Annotated in this window: 18 protein-coding genes and 1 pseudogene; 15 read left to right on the forward strand and 4 right to left on the reverse strand. The window is 66.5% G+C overall.

The window, feature by feature from the left end; all coding sequences use genetic code 11:
• The gene (locus tag HL653_RS00555) at window positions 1–726 is read right to left on the reverse strand and encodes a metallophosphoesterase (RefSeq protein WP_171742776.1); all 726 of its coding nucleotides are present in this window, start codon (window positions 724–726) and stop codon (window positions 1–3) included.
• A 258-nt stretch (window positions 727–984) separates the two neighbouring features.
• Here HL653_RS00555 and HL653_RS00560 point away from each other — a divergent pair.
• The 8 genes and pseudogenes from HL653_RS00560 to HL653_RS00595 all read left to right on the forward strand — a co-directional run.
• Window positions 985–1,221: pseudogene (locus HL653_RS00560) on the forward strand (3TM-type holin); the annotation flags it as partial.
• A 149-nt stretch (window positions 1,222–1,370) separates the two neighbouring features.
• Window positions 1,371–1,937 carry an ATP-dependent protease subunit HslV gene (hslV, locus tag HL653_RS00565; protein ID WP_171742778.1) on the forward strand — a complete coding sequence of 189 codons (567 nt, stop codon included), beginning with the start codon at window positions 1,371–1,373 and terminating at the stop codon, window positions 1,935–1,937.
• Window positions 1,938–2,066: 129 nt separating this feature from the next.
• Window positions 2,067–3,365, forward strand: coding sequence for an ATP-dependent protease ATPase subunit HslU (hslU, locus tag HL653_RS00570; RefSeq protein ID WP_171742779.1), 1,299 nt, complete (start codon window positions 2,067–2,069; stop codon window positions 3,363–3,365).
• 140 nt (window positions 3,366–3,505) lie between these two features.
• Complete coding sequence (locus HL653_RS00575; protein WP_171742780.1) at window positions 3,506–3,787, forward strand: hypothetical protein; 282 nt, start codon at window positions 3,506–3,508, stop codon at window positions 3,785–3,787.
• On the forward strand, window positions 3,780–4,223 hold the full coding sequence (locus tag HL653_RS00580) for a PIN domain-containing protein (RefSeq protein ID WP_171742781.1): 444 nt from the start codon (window positions 3,780–3,782) through the stop codon (window positions 4,221–4,223). The genes HL653_RS00575 and HL653_RS00580 overlap by 8 nt, the downstream gene beginning before the upstream one ends.
• Window positions 4,217–4,843 (forward strand): DedA family protein, encoded by a 627-nt coding sequence (locus HL653_RS00585; protein ID WP_171746693.1) that lies wholly within the window; start codon window positions 4,217–4,219, stop codon window positions 4,841–4,843. The genes HL653_RS00580 and HL653_RS00585 overlap by 7 nt, the downstream gene beginning before the upstream one ends.
• Window positions 4,844–5,009: 166 nt before the next feature.
• Window positions 5,010–5,825 (forward strand): PEPxxWA-CTERM sorting domain-containing protein, encoded by an 816-nt coding sequence (locus tag HL653_RS24060; RefSeq protein ID WP_253717402.1) that lies wholly within the window; start codon window positions 5,010–5,012, stop codon window positions 5,823–5,825.
• Window positions 5,826–5,848: 23 nt separating this feature from the next.
• Entirely contained in the window at window positions 5,849–6,652 is an 804-nt protein-coding gene (locus HL653_RS00595) for a sterol desaturase family protein (protein WP_171742782.1), read from the forward strand.
• A 485-nt stretch (window positions 6,653–7,137) separates the two neighbouring features.
• Here HL653_RS00595 and HL653_RS00600 read toward each other — a convergent pair whose 3' ends face one another.
• The gene (locus tag HL653_RS00600) at window positions 7,138–8,493 is read right to left on the reverse strand and encodes a DEAD/DEAH box helicase (protein ID WP_171742783.1); all 1,356 of its coding nucleotides are present in this window, start codon (window positions 8,491–8,493) and stop codon (window positions 7,138–7,140) included.
• A gap of 304 nt (window positions 8,494–8,797) precedes the next feature.
• On the opposite strand from HL653_RS00600, the gene HL653_RS00605 reads away from it, so the two are divergent.
• The 7 genes from HL653_RS00605 to HL653_RS00635 all read left to right on the forward strand — a co-directional run bounded on the left by HL653_RS00605 (window position 8,798) and on the right by HL653_RS00635 (window position 13,860).
• Window positions 8,798–10,114 (forward strand): M20/M25/M40 family metallo-hydrolase, encoded by a 1,317-nt coding sequence (locus HL653_RS00605; RefSeq protein WP_171742784.1) that lies wholly within the window; start codon window positions 8,798–8,800, stop codon window positions 10,112–10,114.
• A 194-nt stretch (window positions 10,115–10,308) separates the two neighbouring features.
• A complete protein-coding gene (locus tag HL653_RS00610) occupies window positions 10,309–10,878 on the forward strand; it encodes a NifU family protein (RefSeq protein WP_171742785.1) in 570 nt (189 codons plus the stop codon).
• A gap of 39 nt (window positions 10,879–10,917) precedes the next feature.
• A complete protein-coding gene (locus HL653_RS00615; protein ID WP_171742786.1) occupies window positions 10,918–11,508 on the forward strand; it encodes a malonic semialdehyde reductase in 591 nt (196 codons plus the stop codon).
• Between the two features lie 3 nt (window positions 11,509–11,511).
• Window positions 11,512–12,120, forward strand: coding sequence for a tRNA (adenosine(37)-N6)-threonylcarbamoyltransferase complex dimerization subunit type 1 TsaB (tsaB, locus tag HL653_RS00620; protein ID WP_171742787.1), 609 nt, complete (start codon window positions 11,512–11,514; stop codon window positions 12,118–12,120).
• Window positions 12,117–12,608: a GNAT family N-acetyltransferase gene (locus tag HL653_RS00625; protein WP_171742788.1), complete on the forward strand. Its 492-nt coding sequence runs from the start codon at window positions 12,117–12,119 to the stop codon at window positions 12,606–12,608. The genes tsaB and HL653_RS00625 overlap by 4 nt, the downstream gene beginning before the upstream one ends.
• Window positions 12,609–12,720: 112 nt before the next feature.
• A complete protein-coding gene (locus HL653_RS00630) occupies window positions 12,721–13,143 on the forward strand; it encodes a Fur family transcriptional regulator (protein WP_171742789.1) in 423 nt (140 codons plus the stop codon).
• Window positions 13,144–13,152: 9 nt separating this feature from the next.
• Window positions 13,153–13,860 (forward strand): 1-acyl-sn-glycerol-3-phosphate acyltransferase, encoded by a 708-nt coding sequence (locus tag HL653_RS00635; RefSeq protein ID WP_171742790.1) that lies wholly within the window; start codon window positions 13,153–13,155, stop codon window positions 13,858–13,860.
• A 115-nt stretch (window positions 13,861–13,975) separates the two neighbouring features.
• Here HL653_RS00635 and HL653_RS00640 read toward each other — a convergent pair whose 3' ends face one another.
• Window positions 13,976–14,728, reverse strand: a complete 753-nt coding sequence (locus HL653_RS00640) for a molybdopterin-dependent oxidoreductase (RefSeq protein ID WP_171742791.1) — start codon at window positions 14,726–14,728, stop codon at window positions 13,976–13,978.
• Window positions 14,725–15,531 (reverse strand): cytochrome b/b6 domain-containing protein, encoded by an 807-nt coding sequence (locus HL653_RS00645; protein WP_171742792.1) that lies wholly within the window; start codon window positions 15,529–15,531, stop codon window positions 14,725–14,727. Before HL653_RS00645 ends, HL653_RS00640 begins: the two co-directional genes overlap by 4 nt.
• Window positions 15,532–15,611 lie beyond the last annotated feature (80 nt).

Consider the following 15,611-nt stretch of genomic DNA (forward strand, 5'->3'; position numbering starts at 1 on the left):
TTACCGCACCTCGCGCGCCGTCACCTCCAGCCGCCCCTTTTTCACCCGCATCTCGTTGAACGACGCCGCCGTCGTGCGCGTCCGTTCGGACAGCGTGCCCGCTCCGATCAGCCGCACCGTGCGCTCGCCCACGTCGCGCGCGACATCGAACGCGTCATGGACATGGCCCGACAGCACCGCATCCGCGCCGGCGGCGGCCAACAGCGCCAGCGCGCTTTCGCCGCCCAGCGTATCGCCATGGCCTTCGAAGCCGGTGTTCACCAGCGGGTGGTGGCAGGTCACCAGTGCCAGCACGCCTTTCGGTTTCTCCGCCAGCAAGGCCAGCGCGCGGATCAGGCCGGTGCGCGACACGCGCCCCCACGAAAGCCGGCGCGGCTGGATGCGCGCCGTGGTCTTCAGCGGCACGATCGCCACGCCCGGCAGATCGATCGGCCGATCGATCGCCGCCGCCACGCGCGCGTAGCGCTTATAGGGGTCCAGCAGCCGCTGCACCGGATTGAAATAGGGCAGATCGTGATTGCCGGGCTCCACCGTCACCGGCACGCCGAGCGATTTCAGCCATTCGGTCGCGGCCGCGAATTCGTGCGAGCGCGCGCGCATCGTCAGATCGCCCGTGCAGATCACAGCATCGGGGCGCTCGGCGCGCACGATCTCGGCGAAGCGCGCGACGGCCGCCGCATCCTCGCGGCCGAAATGCAGATCGGAAACATGAAAGAGACGAGTCATCTCCGGTGGACGCGCGGGTGGCAGCAGGGGTTCCTGCCCCGGCCCGGAGAGCCCCTCTCTTAACCCGCGATCTCCGCGTTCTCCGCGTGAGAATTGCTCGCGCGGAGGCGCGGAGAACGCGGAGAGAGGAGGTTGTTGCAAGACCAACCAAACCCTGTCCTACAACAAACCATATAGGTTATCACCCTCGACTCCCGGAACCGGAGCCGCCCGATGACCAGCCACACCCCCGCCGCCGACAATCCCGAAGCCGATCCGGATCCCTTCACCCGCCGCGCACGGCCGACCTTCCTCTACGTGATGTACGTGCTGCTGCTCGCCGCCATACCCGTGGGTCTGCTCGCGGCCGTCCGCCCTGCCGCCGCGCAGGCGATCGCCACCGGCATGCGCGCCTATTTCGGCGCGATCCCGGAGCCGCTCTACGCACTCTTCGGCACGGGCTATCTCGGCTACACCGTCGCCCGCGAATGGGGGAAAGCGAAAGGCACGCGCTGATCCTCCATCACGTGCGCTGGCGTGAGCGCACGATGCGCGCGGGCGTGTGGATGCGAGACTTTCGTGTGACTTTCGCCCCTCGCGCGCCTTCCAAGTTGCAGCCCCCTCGCCCCGCCACCATATCCGCTCCGCAACGAACCGGAACGGACATGAGCGAAGACAAGATAGGCTGGCACGGCACGACGATCCTCTCCGTGCGCAGGAACGGCAAGGTGGTGGTGGCCGGCGACGGCCAGGTCTCGATGGGCAATACGGTGATGAAGCCGAACGCCCGCAAGGTGCGCCGCCTCGGCGAAGGCGGCCATGTGATCGCAGGCTTCGCCGGCGCCACGGCCGACGCCTTCACCCTCTTCGAGCGGCTGGAGCGCAAGCTGGAGCAATATCGCGGCGCGCTCCTGCGCGCGGCGGTCGAGCTCGCCAAGGACTGGCGCACCGACAAATATCTCCGCAATCTCGAAGCGCTGATGATCGTCGCCGACAAGGACGTGACGTTGATCCTCACCGGCAATGGCGACGTGCTGGAGCCGGAGAACGGCATCGCCGCGATCGGCTCGGGCGGCAATTACGCGCTCTCCGCCGCGCGCGCGCTGGTGGAGTATGAGAGCGATCCCGAGACGATCTGCCGCAAGGCGATGGCGATCGCTGCGGATCTCTGCGTCTTCACCAACGGCAATCTCACGCTCGAGACGATCGAGGAAGACAGACCGGAAGAGTGAACGCCTCCCCTCCCGCCTGCGGGAGGGGTTGGAGCTGGGCATCCGCGCTCACCGCCAGACCAAGACCTTCGCCGTCGGCGAGCCCACCCCCCGACCCCTCCCGCAAGCGGGAGGGGAGAAGAGAAGCAGATGAACCAGTCCCTCACCCCCAAAGCCATCGTCGCCGCGCTGGACGCGCACATCGTCGGCCAGACTGATGCGAAGCGTGCGGTCGCGGTCGCGCTCCGGAATCGTTGGCGTCGGCAAAGATTGCCCGAGGATCTGCGCGACGAGGTCAGCCCCAAGAACATCCTGATGATCGGGCCCACCGGCTGCGGCAAGACCGAGATCAGCCGCCGCCTCGCCCGCCTCGCCGACGCGCCCTTCGTGAAGGTGGAGGCCACCAAATTCACCGAGGTCGGCTATGTCGGTCGCGACGTGGAGCAAATCGCGCGCGATCTCGTCGAGGAAGCGATCCGGCTGGAGAAGGAGCGCCGCCGCGCCGCCGTGAAAGACAAGGCCGAGGAAGCCGCGATGGCGCGCCTGCTGGATGCGCTCGTCGGCAAGGATGCGTCGGAGGCCACGCGCACCGCCTTTCGCCAGCGCTTCACCGATGGCCATCTCGACACGAGCGAAATCGAGATCGAGCTGGAGGATGCGGGCGGCGCGCAGTTCGAGGTGCCGGGCATGCCGGGCCAGATGAGCATGATCAATCTGGGCGACATCATGGGCAAGCTGGGCGGCGCCAAGATGAAGAAGCGCAAGCTTCCCGTCCGCGCGGCCTGGACCAAGCTGGTCGACGAGGAGGCCGATCGCCGGCTGGATCAGGACGAGGTGAGCCGTCAGGCGCTGGCCGATGCCGAGGCCAACGGCATCGTCTTCCTCGACGAGATCGACAAGATCGCCGTGTCGGACGTGCGCGGCGGTTCCGTCAGCCGCGAGGGCGTGCAGCGCGATCTGCTGCCGTTGATCGAGGGCACCACCGTCGCCACCAAATATGGCCCGATGAAGACCGATCATGTCCTCTTCATCGCCTCGGGCGCGTTCCACGTCTCCAAGCCGAGCGATCTGCTGCCGGAGCTTCAGGGCCGCCTGCCGATCCGCGTCGAGCTGAAGGCGCTGACCGAGGCGGACTTCGTCCGCATCCTGTCCGACACGCGCGCTTCGCTCACCGAGCAATATCGCGCGCTGATCGGCACCGAGGGGGTCGAGATCGCCTTCACCGAAGACGGCATCGCCGCCATCGCGAAGATCGCGGCGCAGGTGAACGACCAGATCGAGAATATCGGCGCCCGCCGGCTGCAGACGGTGATGGAAAAGCTGCTCGAGGACGTCAGCTTCGACGCCGAGGATCGTCAGGGCACGACGATTACGGTCGATGCGGCCTATGTCGAAGGCCAATTGGCGGAAGTGGCGCGCGACACCGATCTGTCGAAATACGTGCTGTAAAAGGCCACTGGGCTCGTGCGAAAGCAGGAGCCCAGTGCGGCAGGCGCATTGCCCGGCGACCCTGGCCCTCGGCGTTCGCCGGGGCATGGCGGATGTGCGCGAGCCTTTCCACCGTCCGGGCCCGATGATACTGTGAGATCATGAAGAACGTCACAGTATCACTGGACGACGAAACCTATCGCCGCGCGCGCCTGCGCGCGGCCGAGATGGACACCTCGCTGTCGGCGCTCGTGCGCGAATTCCTGAACAAGGTTGGCGCACAGGAAACGGAGTTCGAGCGACTGGCGCGCGAGCAGCGGGAATTGTTCGAGCAATTCGATCGGGACGGTATCGGCGTCGATGCCGGCGCACGCCTGCCACGAGAGGAACTTTACGATCGCGATCGCGCCAGGCGAGACGCCGCTGAAGCCTCGCGTGACTGATCGCTGGTTTCTGGACACCAACGTCCTGCTTTATGCGATCAGCCAAAACCCCGCCGACGTCGAAAAAGGACGCATCGCACGCTCGCTCGTCTTCCAGACCTCGTGCGCGCTCTCGGTACAGGTCTTCCAGGAATTTCTGAATCAGGCGACGCACCCGAAAGGAGGTTTCGGCCTCTCGCTGGACGCTGCGGAGAAGGTTCTCGCCGGCTACCGGCGCTTTCCGGTTCAGGAAACCACGCTCGCTCTCTTCGATACGGCCCTCGCCGTGACGTCCCGCACCGGCTATTCGATCTGGGACAGCCTGATCGTGGCCGCGGCGCAGGCGCTCGGCTGTAACATCCTCTACTCCGAAGACATGCAGGACGGCCGGATCATCGACGGTCTCCGCATCCTCAACCCCTTCCGCGAAGGAGCTTCCCTGCCTTGGGTATCGTAGAAAAGATCCTCGCCCCCGTCGCCGCCTGGATCATCATGGTGATCTCGGCGGGTGGCTATCTCGGCGTCGTCGGGCTGATGGCGATCGAGAGCGCGTGCATTCCGCTGCCGTCCGAGATCATCATGCCCTTCGCCGGCTATCTCGTCTCCACCGGGCGCTTCAGCCTGATCTGGGTGGCGACGGCGGGGGCGATCGGCTGCAATGTCGGCTCGATCCTCGCTTATGAGGTGGGCAAGCATGGCGGGCGTCCGTTCGTGGAGCGCTACGGCAAATATGTGCTGCTCAACATGCACGATCTGGCCCTGGCCGAGCGCTTCTTCGCGCGCTGGGGCAGCGCCACCGTGCTGATCTGCCGCCTGCTCCCCTTCGTCCGCTCGTTCATCGCCTTCCCGGCGGGCGTCGCGCGCATGCCGCTCCTGAAATTCCACCTTTATACGTTCGTCGGCAGCTGGCCCTGGTGCTTCGGCCTCGCCTGGGTCGGCATGAAGCTGGGTGCGGCCTGGCATACCGATCCCCGGCTCGGGAAGATCCTGCACGGCGCCGACGCGGTGGTGGTCGCGGCGCTCGCGATCGGGATCGGTTTCGTTATCTGGCACAAAACCAGACAGAATCGTGGTTGATCCGAAATTAATGCTTAATAGTAAAACAATGTAAAAATCGCAGTCTTTACTCTGCCACCACCGTCAACCCTCTTTGCTTCGTTAAAGAAGGTAACAACATATTGTTAAGTGCCCGGCGATACGGCAAAGGGCTCCGCAGCAAGGGGTGGCCTTAGGGAGTAAAGACGTGCGTAATTATATCGGTACTGCGATTATTGCTTTAGCCGCGACGCTCGCGTCGCCCGCTCTGGCTACCCAATTCGTTAAGAATGGCGATTTCTCTTCGACGACCGCGACCGGCTCGCAGCAGATGTCCAACTCGGACAACAGCGTTCAATATGTCAGCAACTGGGTCAACACGACCGACGGTTCCTACACGGGCTACAATTTCATCGTGAAGGGCAATGACGGCACCACGGCCGGCGGCATCAAGAACAATGGCGGCAACTCGCTCTACTTCTGGGGCAAGTATAGCGATGCCAGCAACGCGGCGTCGAACGGCTTCACCAACAGCGCCTCGATCGGCGGTTCGGGCGGCAATTATCTGGCGGCCGACGGCGCGTTCCAGACCGCTCTGATCTATCAGGTCATCACCGGCCTCACCGCCGGCCAGCAGTACGACCTGACGTTCAACTGGGCCGGCGCGCAGCAGCACGGCTACAGCGGCACCACGACCGACAACTGGACCGCCTATTTCGGCACCAGCACGAGCAACTATCAGTCCTACACGACCGACACGCTCACCAACGTCGATCATGGCTTCACCGGCTGGCAGAAGGCGTCGACCACCTTCACCGCGACCAGCTCGACGCAGATCCTCGCCTTCCTCGCCAAGGGCACGCCGGACGGCCAGCCGCCCTTCTCGCTCCTCGACGACGTCTCGCTGACCGAGCATGTCGCCGCGGTGCCCGAGCCGGCGACCTGGGCGATGTTCATCGGCGGCTTCGGCCTGGTCGGCGGCGCGATGCGCCGTCGCCGGACCGTGGCGACGCTCGCCGCCTGACGGCCCGAACGGGGATCGCCGCGATGAGCCTGCACGGACTGGTCGTCGACACGCTTCGACTGACCCTCTGGCTGGCCTTGCTCGCGGCGATCCTCGTGCCCGTCGAGCGTTTTCTCGAGCTTCGGCCGAGCGTCCGCACCGCAAGGCGGACGCTCGCCGATCTCGGCTTCTACTTCTTCAACAGCCTGATCCCGGCCTTTCTGCTGGGCTTCCCGGTCGCCGCACTGGCCGCGACCGCGCATCGGCTGCTGCCGGCCGCCTATTTCGACGGGCTGAACGCGCTGCCGCTCTGGGTGCAGCTGGTGGCGACCTTCGTGGTCGGCGAAATCGGCTTCTACTGGGGCCATCGCTGGAGCCACCAGATTCCCGCGCTCTGGCATTTCCACGCGCTCCATCACCGGCCCGAGCAGCTCGACTGGCTGGTCAACACCCGCGCCCACCCCGTCGACATCGTGTTCGGGCGGCTCTGCGGCCTCGCGCCCATCTATCTGATCGGGCTGGCCGGGCGCGGTGCCGGCGAAGGCAATCTGCCCGCCATCCTGTTCGCGATCGGCGGCACGATCTGGGGCTTCCTGATCCACGCCAACATCCGCTGGGCGCCGCGCTGGCTGGAGCCGATCCTGTCGACCCCCCGCTTCCACCACTGGCATCACGTGAAGGGCGGCAGTGGCCCGATCGACCGCAACTTCGCCTCGATGCTCCCGGTGGTCGACCGCCTGTTCGGCACGCTCCACATGCCCGAGGGCAAGGCGTGGCCGGAGGCCTATGGGGTGGAGGAGACGGTGCCAGCGCGCCCTGCTCCGAAGGCGTCGGCGGTTTCGGCCTGATCCCTGCCGTTCGACTCCGCCAGCGCGGATCGACATTCAGCGATGGGAAACGACGGCGTTCGAGAAAGCGTCACCCTGAACTCGTTTCAGGGTCCATGACCTGACCGTTAAGCCAAGCAGACCCGTCAGGTCATGGATGTTGAAACAAGTTCACCATGACAGTCTGGAATAATGACCAGCTCAGTCTTTTAAGTTATCCGAATGTCGATCCGTCCTAGCGGCGTCACTCACGCTGGCATCCCTCTCCTAGCGGTGAGGCTTCCCAGCCTCCGCTGGGATGACGAGAACTCCCCGCAGCCAAAGGCTGCGATCTTAAACCCTTCTTTCTTCTCCGCGCTTCCGCGCCTCTGCGTGATCAAAATCCTTCTTCACGCAGCCGCAGAGAGGAAGGCGCCCCCGATCGCGGCGGACAGGATCCGCCCTTCGCCATAGAAAAAGGGCGGGACGCTTTCGCATCCCGCCCTCGTCTGTCTCAGCCTTGCAGCTTAGCGATCGCCGGTCCGGCGAACCGCGCCCTTGTGGGCGCCGACGCGGGCACCGCCACCGCCGCCACCGGGCCGACGACGGCGCGGGCCGCCTGCCGGACGCTCGCCACCGCCCGAACGCTCGCCGTCATGACGGCGCTGGCCCTGGCCCTGCGGGCGCTGACCCTGCGGACGCGCCGGGCGCTCATCGGCCTTGGGCTTGGGCAGGCGCGCCATTTCCTGCAGGAAATTCTCCGGCAGCGCATCGATCGCCGGCTTCACGCGGGTGAGCTTCTCGATCGAGCGCATGTAGGGCTTCTCGTCATCGGCGATGAACGAGATGGCCACGCCGTCCGCGCCCGCACGCGCCGTACGGCCGATGCGGTGCACATACTGCTCCGGCACGTTCGGCAGCTCGAAATTGTAGACGTGGCTCACGCCGCCCACATCGATGCCGCGCGCGGCGATGTCGGTGGCCACCAGGATCGGCGACTGGCCCGAGCGGAACTCGGCCAGCGCGCGCTCGCGCTGCGGCTGGCTCTTGTTGCCGTGGATCGCATTGGCCGAAATGCCGGCCGCCGCGAGATGCTTCACCACGCGATCCGCGCCATGCTTGGTGCGCGTGAAGACCAGAGCGCGATCGATCGGATCGCTCTTCAGGCGCATCGTCAGCAGCGCCTGCTTCTCCGCCTGATTGACGAAGATCGCGCGCTGCTCGACGCGCTCGGCGGTCGTCGACGGCGGCGCGACCGAGACCTTGATCGGATCGGTCAGGAAGCTGTCGCCCAGATCGGCGATCGTCTTCGGCATGGTCGCCGAGAAGAACAGGGTCTGGCGCTTGGTCGGCAGCAGGCGATGGATCCGCTTCAGCGCGTGGATGAAGCCGAGGTCCAGCATCTGGTCCGCCTCGTCGAGAACGAGGATCTCGACGTCGCGCAGGCTCAGCGCATGCTGGTCGATCAGATCGAGCAGGCGGCCGGGCGTCGCGACGACGATGTCGATGCCGGTGGCGAGTTGCTTGATCTGGCGCGGGATCGGCACGCCGCCGAAGATCGTCGCCACCGAGAGCTTCAGATTCTTGCCGTACAGCTCGAAGCTGTCGGCGATCTGGCTGGCCAGTTCGCGCGTCGGCGAGAGGACGAGCATCCGGCACGCCTTCGGGCGGCGCGGCTTCGGATTGGCGGACAGGCGGTGGAGCGACGGCAGCGCGAAGGCGGCCGTCTTGCCGGTGCCGGTCTGCGCGATGCCGCACAGGTCGCGACCTTCGATGACGACCGGGATCGCCTTCTGCTGGATCGGGGTGGGATTGGTGTAGCCCTTGGCGGCCAGCGCATCGAGAATCGGCGCGGCGAGGCCGAGGGAGGTGAAATCGGTCATGAAAAACTTTCGCGTAGTCGCGTGGGGCCACGTCGACGACGCGGTCCGCAAGCGGGTTCGTTAAGAGACGACCCGCGTGAAAGGGGAGCCTGTGGCTTGCGCCCAGTGGCCGGACACGACCGCGGCAATAGCCTTGCGCGGAGTTCACGCTGTCCGGACGAACGCTTCGCCCCATCGGGCAAGCATCGGCGCTGCGCCCCATATCGTTCATTTCGGCCCGATTATCAAGGGCGGCGTGCGCTCTTCGCTGCACTGCGGAAATCCGCCCTTCCAAACGGGAGCGATCGCCCTCTAAGACTGGGGCATGCGCTATCTCGCTTTCCCCCTGTTCGCCGCCCTCCTCTCCTCCACTCCCGCGCTCGCGGCGCTGTCGCCGCCAGAGCGGAAGATGGTGGCCAGCGTCGATGCCCATACCGAGGGTGACATCGCTTTGCTGGGCAGGATGGTCGACCTGAACAGCGGCAGCCGCAATTTCGCGGGTGTGAAGGCGATGGCCGATCTGATGCGCGCCGAGCTGGAGCCGCTGGGCTTCACCGTCAGCTGGACGCCGATGGAGCAGGTGACCGGCCGCGCCGGCCATCTGATCGCCGAGCATAAGGGATCGGGCCGCGGATCGCACATGCTGCTGATCGGCCACATGGATACGGTGTTCGAGAAGGACAGCCCGTTCCAGACGATGACGCGCAAGGGCGACATCGTCACCGGCCCCGGCGTGGACGACATGAAGGGCGGCCTCGTCGTGATGATCGCGGCGCTGCGCGCGATGAAGGATGCCGGCACACTGAAGGCGGCCGACATCCACATCATCCTCTCGGGTGACGAGGAAAGCGTCGGCCAGCCGCAGCACAAGGCGCGCGCGGCGATGATCGAGCAGGCCAAATGGGCCGACACCGCCTTCGAATTCGAGGGGCTGGCCAATGAGGGCGGCGAGGAGATCGGATCGATCGCCCGACGCGGATCGATCAGCTGGCGGCTTTCGGCCAGCGCCAAGAGCGGCCACAGTTCCGGCGTCTTCTCCGATGGCGCGGGCTTCGGCGCCAATTACGAGCTGGTCCGCATCGTCGACGCGTTTCGTCGCGAGCTGCGTGAACCGAACCTCACCTACAATCTCGGCCTGATCCTGGGCGGCGTGGACGTGACCGCGACGCCGACCGACACGATCGCGGGCTCGGCGCGGGGCAAGCCCAACATCATCGCCGCGCAGGCGATCGCGACCGGCGACATCCGTGCGCTCAGCAACGAACAGGCCGAACGGATCATGTCCAGGATGCGCGCGATCGTGGCGCAGCATCTGGCCGGCACCTCGGCGGAGATCGTGTTCAGCGAAGGCTATCCGGCGATGCCGCCCACGCCGGGCAGCCGCGCTCTGCTGGGCAAGCTCAACGGCGTGAATGCGGATCTGGGCCTTCCCAAGATGGCCGAGCTGGATCCGATGAAGCGCGGCGCCGGCGATATCGCGTTCGCGGCGCCCTATACGGACGGGCTGGTCGGCACCGGCATTGCCGGCGCGGGCAGCCATGCCGAGGGCGAGACGGCGTCGCTGTCCAGCATGGGGCGGCAGGCCAAGCGCAACGCGATCCTGTTCAGCCGGCTGGCGGTGGCGCCGAGGAAGGCGAAGTAACCTCCCCCGTCATTCCCGCGAAGGCGGGAATCCATTTTTGTCGAGCGCCGTGCTCTTCTGACGCGTGGCCAGCTCCGTGGATCCCCGCCTTCGCGGGGATGACGGCACGGGGATATATCGGCCCCAAGCCCAGCTTGGCCCTCTGAAACCTTCCCGCCCTTGATCGGCGGCCCGCTTCGGCCCACATCGCGGCCATGCTGATCGAGACCGAACCGACGCCGAATCCGGCCACCGTGAAATTCCTGCCGGGCCGCACCGTGATGGAAGCCGGCACGCGCGACTTCGCCGATCCGGAATCGGCCGAAGCCTCGCCGCTGGCGCAGGCCCTGTTCGATCTCGGCGACGTTTCCAGCGTCTTCTTCGGGCGCGACTTCGTCTCGGTCACGGCGGGTGAAGGCGTCGAGTGGCGCGAGCTGAAGCCGCGCGTGCTGGGCGTGCTGCTCGATCATTTCTCCGGCCAGATCCCGCTGTTCCGCCCCGGCAGCGCGGGCGACATCCTGATCGACGACGAGATCCTGACCGACGATCCCGCCGATGCGGACATCGTCTCCCAGATCAAGGACCTTCTCGAAACGCGCATCCGCCCGGCGGTGGCGCGCGACGGTGGCGACATCGTCTATCGCGGTTTCGATCGCGGCGTCGTCTATCTGGCGATGCAGGGCGCCTGCTCGGGCTGCCCCTCCTCGACCGCGACGCTGAAGCAGGGCATCGAGCAGTTGCTGAAGCATTATGTGCCGGAAGTGACGGACGTGCGCGCGGCCTGAACCGCGCCCGGATCAAGTGACGCTGGGGGAAACAAGACGATGATCGATCCGCTCGAAGATGCCGCGCTGGACCGCGTGTTCCGTACCGCGCGCACCTATAACGGCTACACCGACGAGCCGGTCACCCAGGACGAGCTTCGCCAGATCTACGAATTGCTGAAGTGGGGGCCGACCTCGGCCAACCAGTCGCCGCTCCGCATCGTCTGGTGCACGAGCGACGAGGCCAAGGAAAAGCTCGCCTCCGCCTGCTCCGCGCAGAATGCGCCCAAGGTGCGGAAGGCGCCCGTCACGGCGATCCTCGGCATGGACATGGAATTTTACGAGAAGCTGCCGACGCTCTTCCCGCATACCGATGCGCGCGCGTGGTTCGTCGGCAATGAGGCGCTGATCCAGGAATCGGCCTTCCGTAACTCGACGCTGCAGGGCGCCTATTTCATCATCGCCGCGCGCGCTCTGGGGTTTGATACCGGGCCGATGTCCGGCTTCGATCGCGCGAAGGTGGACGAGCTGTTCTTCGCTGGCACGCCGGTGAAGACCAATTTCATCTCCACGCTCGGCCATGGCGATCCGGCCTCGATCTTCCATCGCCTGCCCCGTCTCGATTTCGAGGACGCGACCCGCTACGCCTGAGACGTGACTATTCTCGTTATCGAAACCGCCACCGCCGCCTGTTCGGCGGCGTTGTTGGCGGAGGGCGCCGTTGTAGAAGGCGCGCATGAAGTGGTCGGGCGCGGCCATGCCGAGCGGCTCGTGCCGATGATCTCCGAACTGCTGGGGCCGGGCGGACGCGCGGATCGCGTGCTGGTCGATTGCGGGCCCGGCAGCTTCACCGGCGTGCGCGTGGGCCTTGCCGCCGCGCGCGCCTTCGGGCTGGGCTGGAGCGTGCCGGTCGCGGGCTTCTCGTCGCTGGCGCTGCTGGCGGCGATGGCGGCGGCGGAAGAGACGATCGCGGTGGCGATCCCCGGCGGGCATGGCGAATTGTTCGTCCAGTCCTTCGCTCCGAACCCGATCCGCCCGACGTCGGACCTCGTGTCCCTCAAGCCCGCCGATGCCGCTGCGGCCTTCTCCGAGACGATCGTGGTCGGCCCCGGCGCGGCCGCTCTGGTCGAGGCGCGGGGCTGGGGGGAAGCACGGGACATGCTGCCCGATGCCAGCGCCGCCGTGCGGCTTTCGCCGGAGCTGGCCGATCTGCCGCCTACCCCCATTTACGGCCGCGCGCCGGACGCTAAACTGCCCGCATGACGCCGCCCGTCATCGCGCCCGGCTCCACGGCCGAGATCGAGGCCGTCATGCGGATCATGGATTCCGCCTTCGATCCGGCCTTTGGCGAGGCGTGGAATCGCGGGCAGGTGCTCGGCATCCTGTCGCTGAGCGATGTCTGGCTGATCCTCGCCACGCCCGAGGGAGAATTGCTGCCGGAGGGTTTCGCGCTCGCCCGCCAGACGATCGACGAGGCCGAATTGCTGCTGCTCGCCGTCCGCCCCGAGGCGCGGATGCGCGGGATCGGCCGTGCCCTGGTGGAAGCGGTGGCGGACGAGGCGCGCGGCCGGGGCGCGCTGCGCCTGATGCTGGAGATGCGCGACGGCAATCCGGCGCTCGCCCTCTATTCGGCGGCGGGCTTCGGCCAGATCGGGCGGCGGCGCGATTATTATCGCGGGCGCGACCGCAGCGTGCACGATGCGATCACGCTCGCCCGCCCGCTGGGCATCGATCCGAACCTCGTCGGTTAGCGGGCGGGTTCCGCCAGACGCTGGAAGGCGCGTTTTGAAAAGCTTCCCGCCCCTTCCGTCCTGCGGCAAAGATCACTAGATTGCCGCGCATGAACGCTATTGGAATCGCCGCATGAACCGTAAGATCGATGTCGAGGCGCTGTGCGCCGAGAAAGGTCTGCGGATCACGGACCAGCGCCGCACGATCGCCCGCGTTCTCTCCGAATCGGAAGACCATCCTGATGTGGAGGCGCTGCACGAGCGCGCCGCCGCGATCGACGCCGGCATTTCGATCGCGACCGTCTATCGCACGGTGCGCTTGTTCGAAGAGGCCGGCATCCTGGAGCGGCACGAATTCGGCGACGGCCGCGCCCGCTATGAGGCGGCCGCCGATGGCCATCACGACCATCTGATCGATGTCGAGAGCGGCCGCGTGATCGAATTCATCGATGCCGATATCGAGATGCTGCAGCGCAAGATCGCCGAGAAGCTGGGCTTCCGCCTCGTCGATCACCGGATGGAACTTTACGGCGTGCCGCTCGACCGCCAGTCCTGATCGGCGGCGATGACGATCCGGGCCTATCTCCGCCTGTTCGCGGCGGCGCTGATCCTTGCCGTCTGCTTCATCGGATTCTCGATTGCGCGACTGGTCGGCCGGCAGAATGCGTGGGTGCCGCGCTTCCTGCGGGTGATCGGCCACCTCGTCGGCCTGCGCGTGACGATCGAGGGCAAGCCCGCCGGGCGCGACGTGCTCTACGTCGCCAACCATATCTCCTGGCTCGACATCCTCGCTATCGGCGGGACGGCCCCGGTGCGCTTCATCGCCAAGGACCAGATCGCCCATTGGCCGCTGGTGGGCAAGCTGGCCAAGCTGGGCGGCACCGTGTTCGTCGCGCGCGAGCGGCGCGGCGCGACCCGCGAGCAGGCCGATACGGTGGTGACCGCGCTGGGCGAAGGCCGACCGGTGATGCTGTTTGCCGAAGGTGGCACAGGTGACGGCAGTATCGTGCGTCCGTTTCGCGCCGCGCTGTTCGCCTCGGCGGTGGAATCGGGAAAGCCCGTCCAGCCGGTCGCGATCGATTATGGGCCCGATCGGATGCGCTATGCGTGGCCGCCCGGCATGAGCTTCGCCGACGAGGCCAGGCGCATGCTGAACCGCGCCGAGCCCGTGCCCGTCACCCTGCGCTTCCTGCCCCCGCTTGATCCGCGCATGCTGGATCGCAAGACGCTGGCGGCGCGATCGCAGGACGCGATTGCGGGGGCGCTCTCCTAAATCCTTCCGTTTGCCCTGAGCCTGTCGAAGGGCGGTCCTTCCTGTTCGCACCGCGAGACGAAGGACGATGCTTCGACAAGCTCAGCATGAAAGGGATGGGTGTGGCGGGTCGAGTTCAGATCCCCGCATACCAGGCGTAATCGCCCACATCCTCCCACGTGCCCCCGCCGCCATGGCCGATGCCATCGAGGCTGGCGACCGCCTCGATCGAGCGCAGGAATTTGGCATGTTTGTAGCCGAGCTGGCGTTCCACCCGCAGCCGGAGCGGAGCGCCGTTCGGCACGGGCAGGCGATGGCCGTTCAGGCCCCAGGCGAGGATCGTCTGCGGATGGAGAGCATCCACCAGATCGATGCTCTCATAATAAGGCGCGCCGCCGAAACTGTCGTAGCAGCTGAAGACGATGTAGCGCGCCGAGGCACGCAGCCCCGCGCGCTGCAGCACGAAGCGCAGCGGCACGCCCGTCCAGCGCCCGATCGCGCTCCAGCCTTCGACGCAATCGTGGCGCGTCGTCTGCGTGCGCTTCGGCATCGCGAACAGATCGTCGAGCGACAGCATCAGCGGCCGATCGACGAGGCCGCCCACCTCCAGCCGCCAGTCGCGGAAATTGCCCGCCAGCAGCCGCGCATATTCGGGCGTGCCGGGCGTGGCATTGCCGTTCGAGCGGAAGATGGGCGAAATGTCCCCCGCGCCGAATTCGGGCGCCAGCGCGGCGCGATCGGTGACGAGGCGCTGCGCGCTCATCGTCAGCGCCTCGGCGCCCTTGAACGTCGTCTTCGCGACCGCGCTCTTGCCGATCCGGTCGCAGCCCGCGACCAGCGCCCCGCCCGCCCCCACGATCAGCCCGCGCCGGGTAAGCCTCCCGTTCATCGCTCGCGCAGCCTGAACCAGCCGGTGACCATCGAACGCACCTCGTTATACGGCCCTGCCAGCACGACCATCACGAGATGGACGCCAATGAACGCGGCCAGCGCCATCGCGCACAGGAAATGGATCGAGCGCGCCGACTGCCGCCCGCCGAACAGATCGAGCAGCCACGGCATCGTCGTGTCGAAGCCCGGCCCCATCGTCAGCCCGGTGAGGATCATCAGCGGGATCGCGAGGAAGATGACGAAGATGTAGCTCGCCTTCTGGAGGATATTGTAGCGCGTCGCCGCCTCGCCGGTGGGGAAGCGCAGGCGCGCATGATCCTTGATGTCCCGCCAGATGTGGCGGGGTGCCAGTTCCTCCCGGCGTGGCCGCAGATCGCGCACGAAATGGCGGTTGATCAGGCTCGCCACCACGAACGCACAGCCCCCGCCGATCAGCAGCCAGGCGAACGTCAGGTGCCAGCGGCGCGCGCCGGCCAGGCTGTAGCGCGAGGGGATCGTCGCCCAATAGGGAAAGGCGCGCGTCTGGATGCGGCCCTGCTGATCCTTCCAATGGCCCAGCACCCCCGTGGTAGGGATGGCGACCGATCCAATCGTCAGCTGCCCGATCGCCTGATTGCCGCGAATCGTCAGCCAGGCATGATCGCGATTCGCGCCGTAAGCACCCCAATAGAGGCGCGGATGCGCGTTGAAGATCATCAGCCCGCTCATCAGCAGGATGAAAATCGTCAGCGCATTCAGCCAATGCCACAGCCGCGTGGGCAGCCTGTGACGATAGACCAGCTTGCCGCGTGCCTTGCTCATACCCCCGTATCTACGGAGGAAGCGCGTGAATCGATACGACCGCCGAAACCCGGAATGCGACGAACCGAGCCGGTCGGTCG

Origin of the sequence: Sphingomonas sp. AP4-R1 (assembly GCF_013113735.1) — a bacterium.
GTDB lineage: Bacteria > Pseudomonadota > Alphaproteobacteria > Sphingomonadales > Sphingomonadaceae > Sphingomonas_I.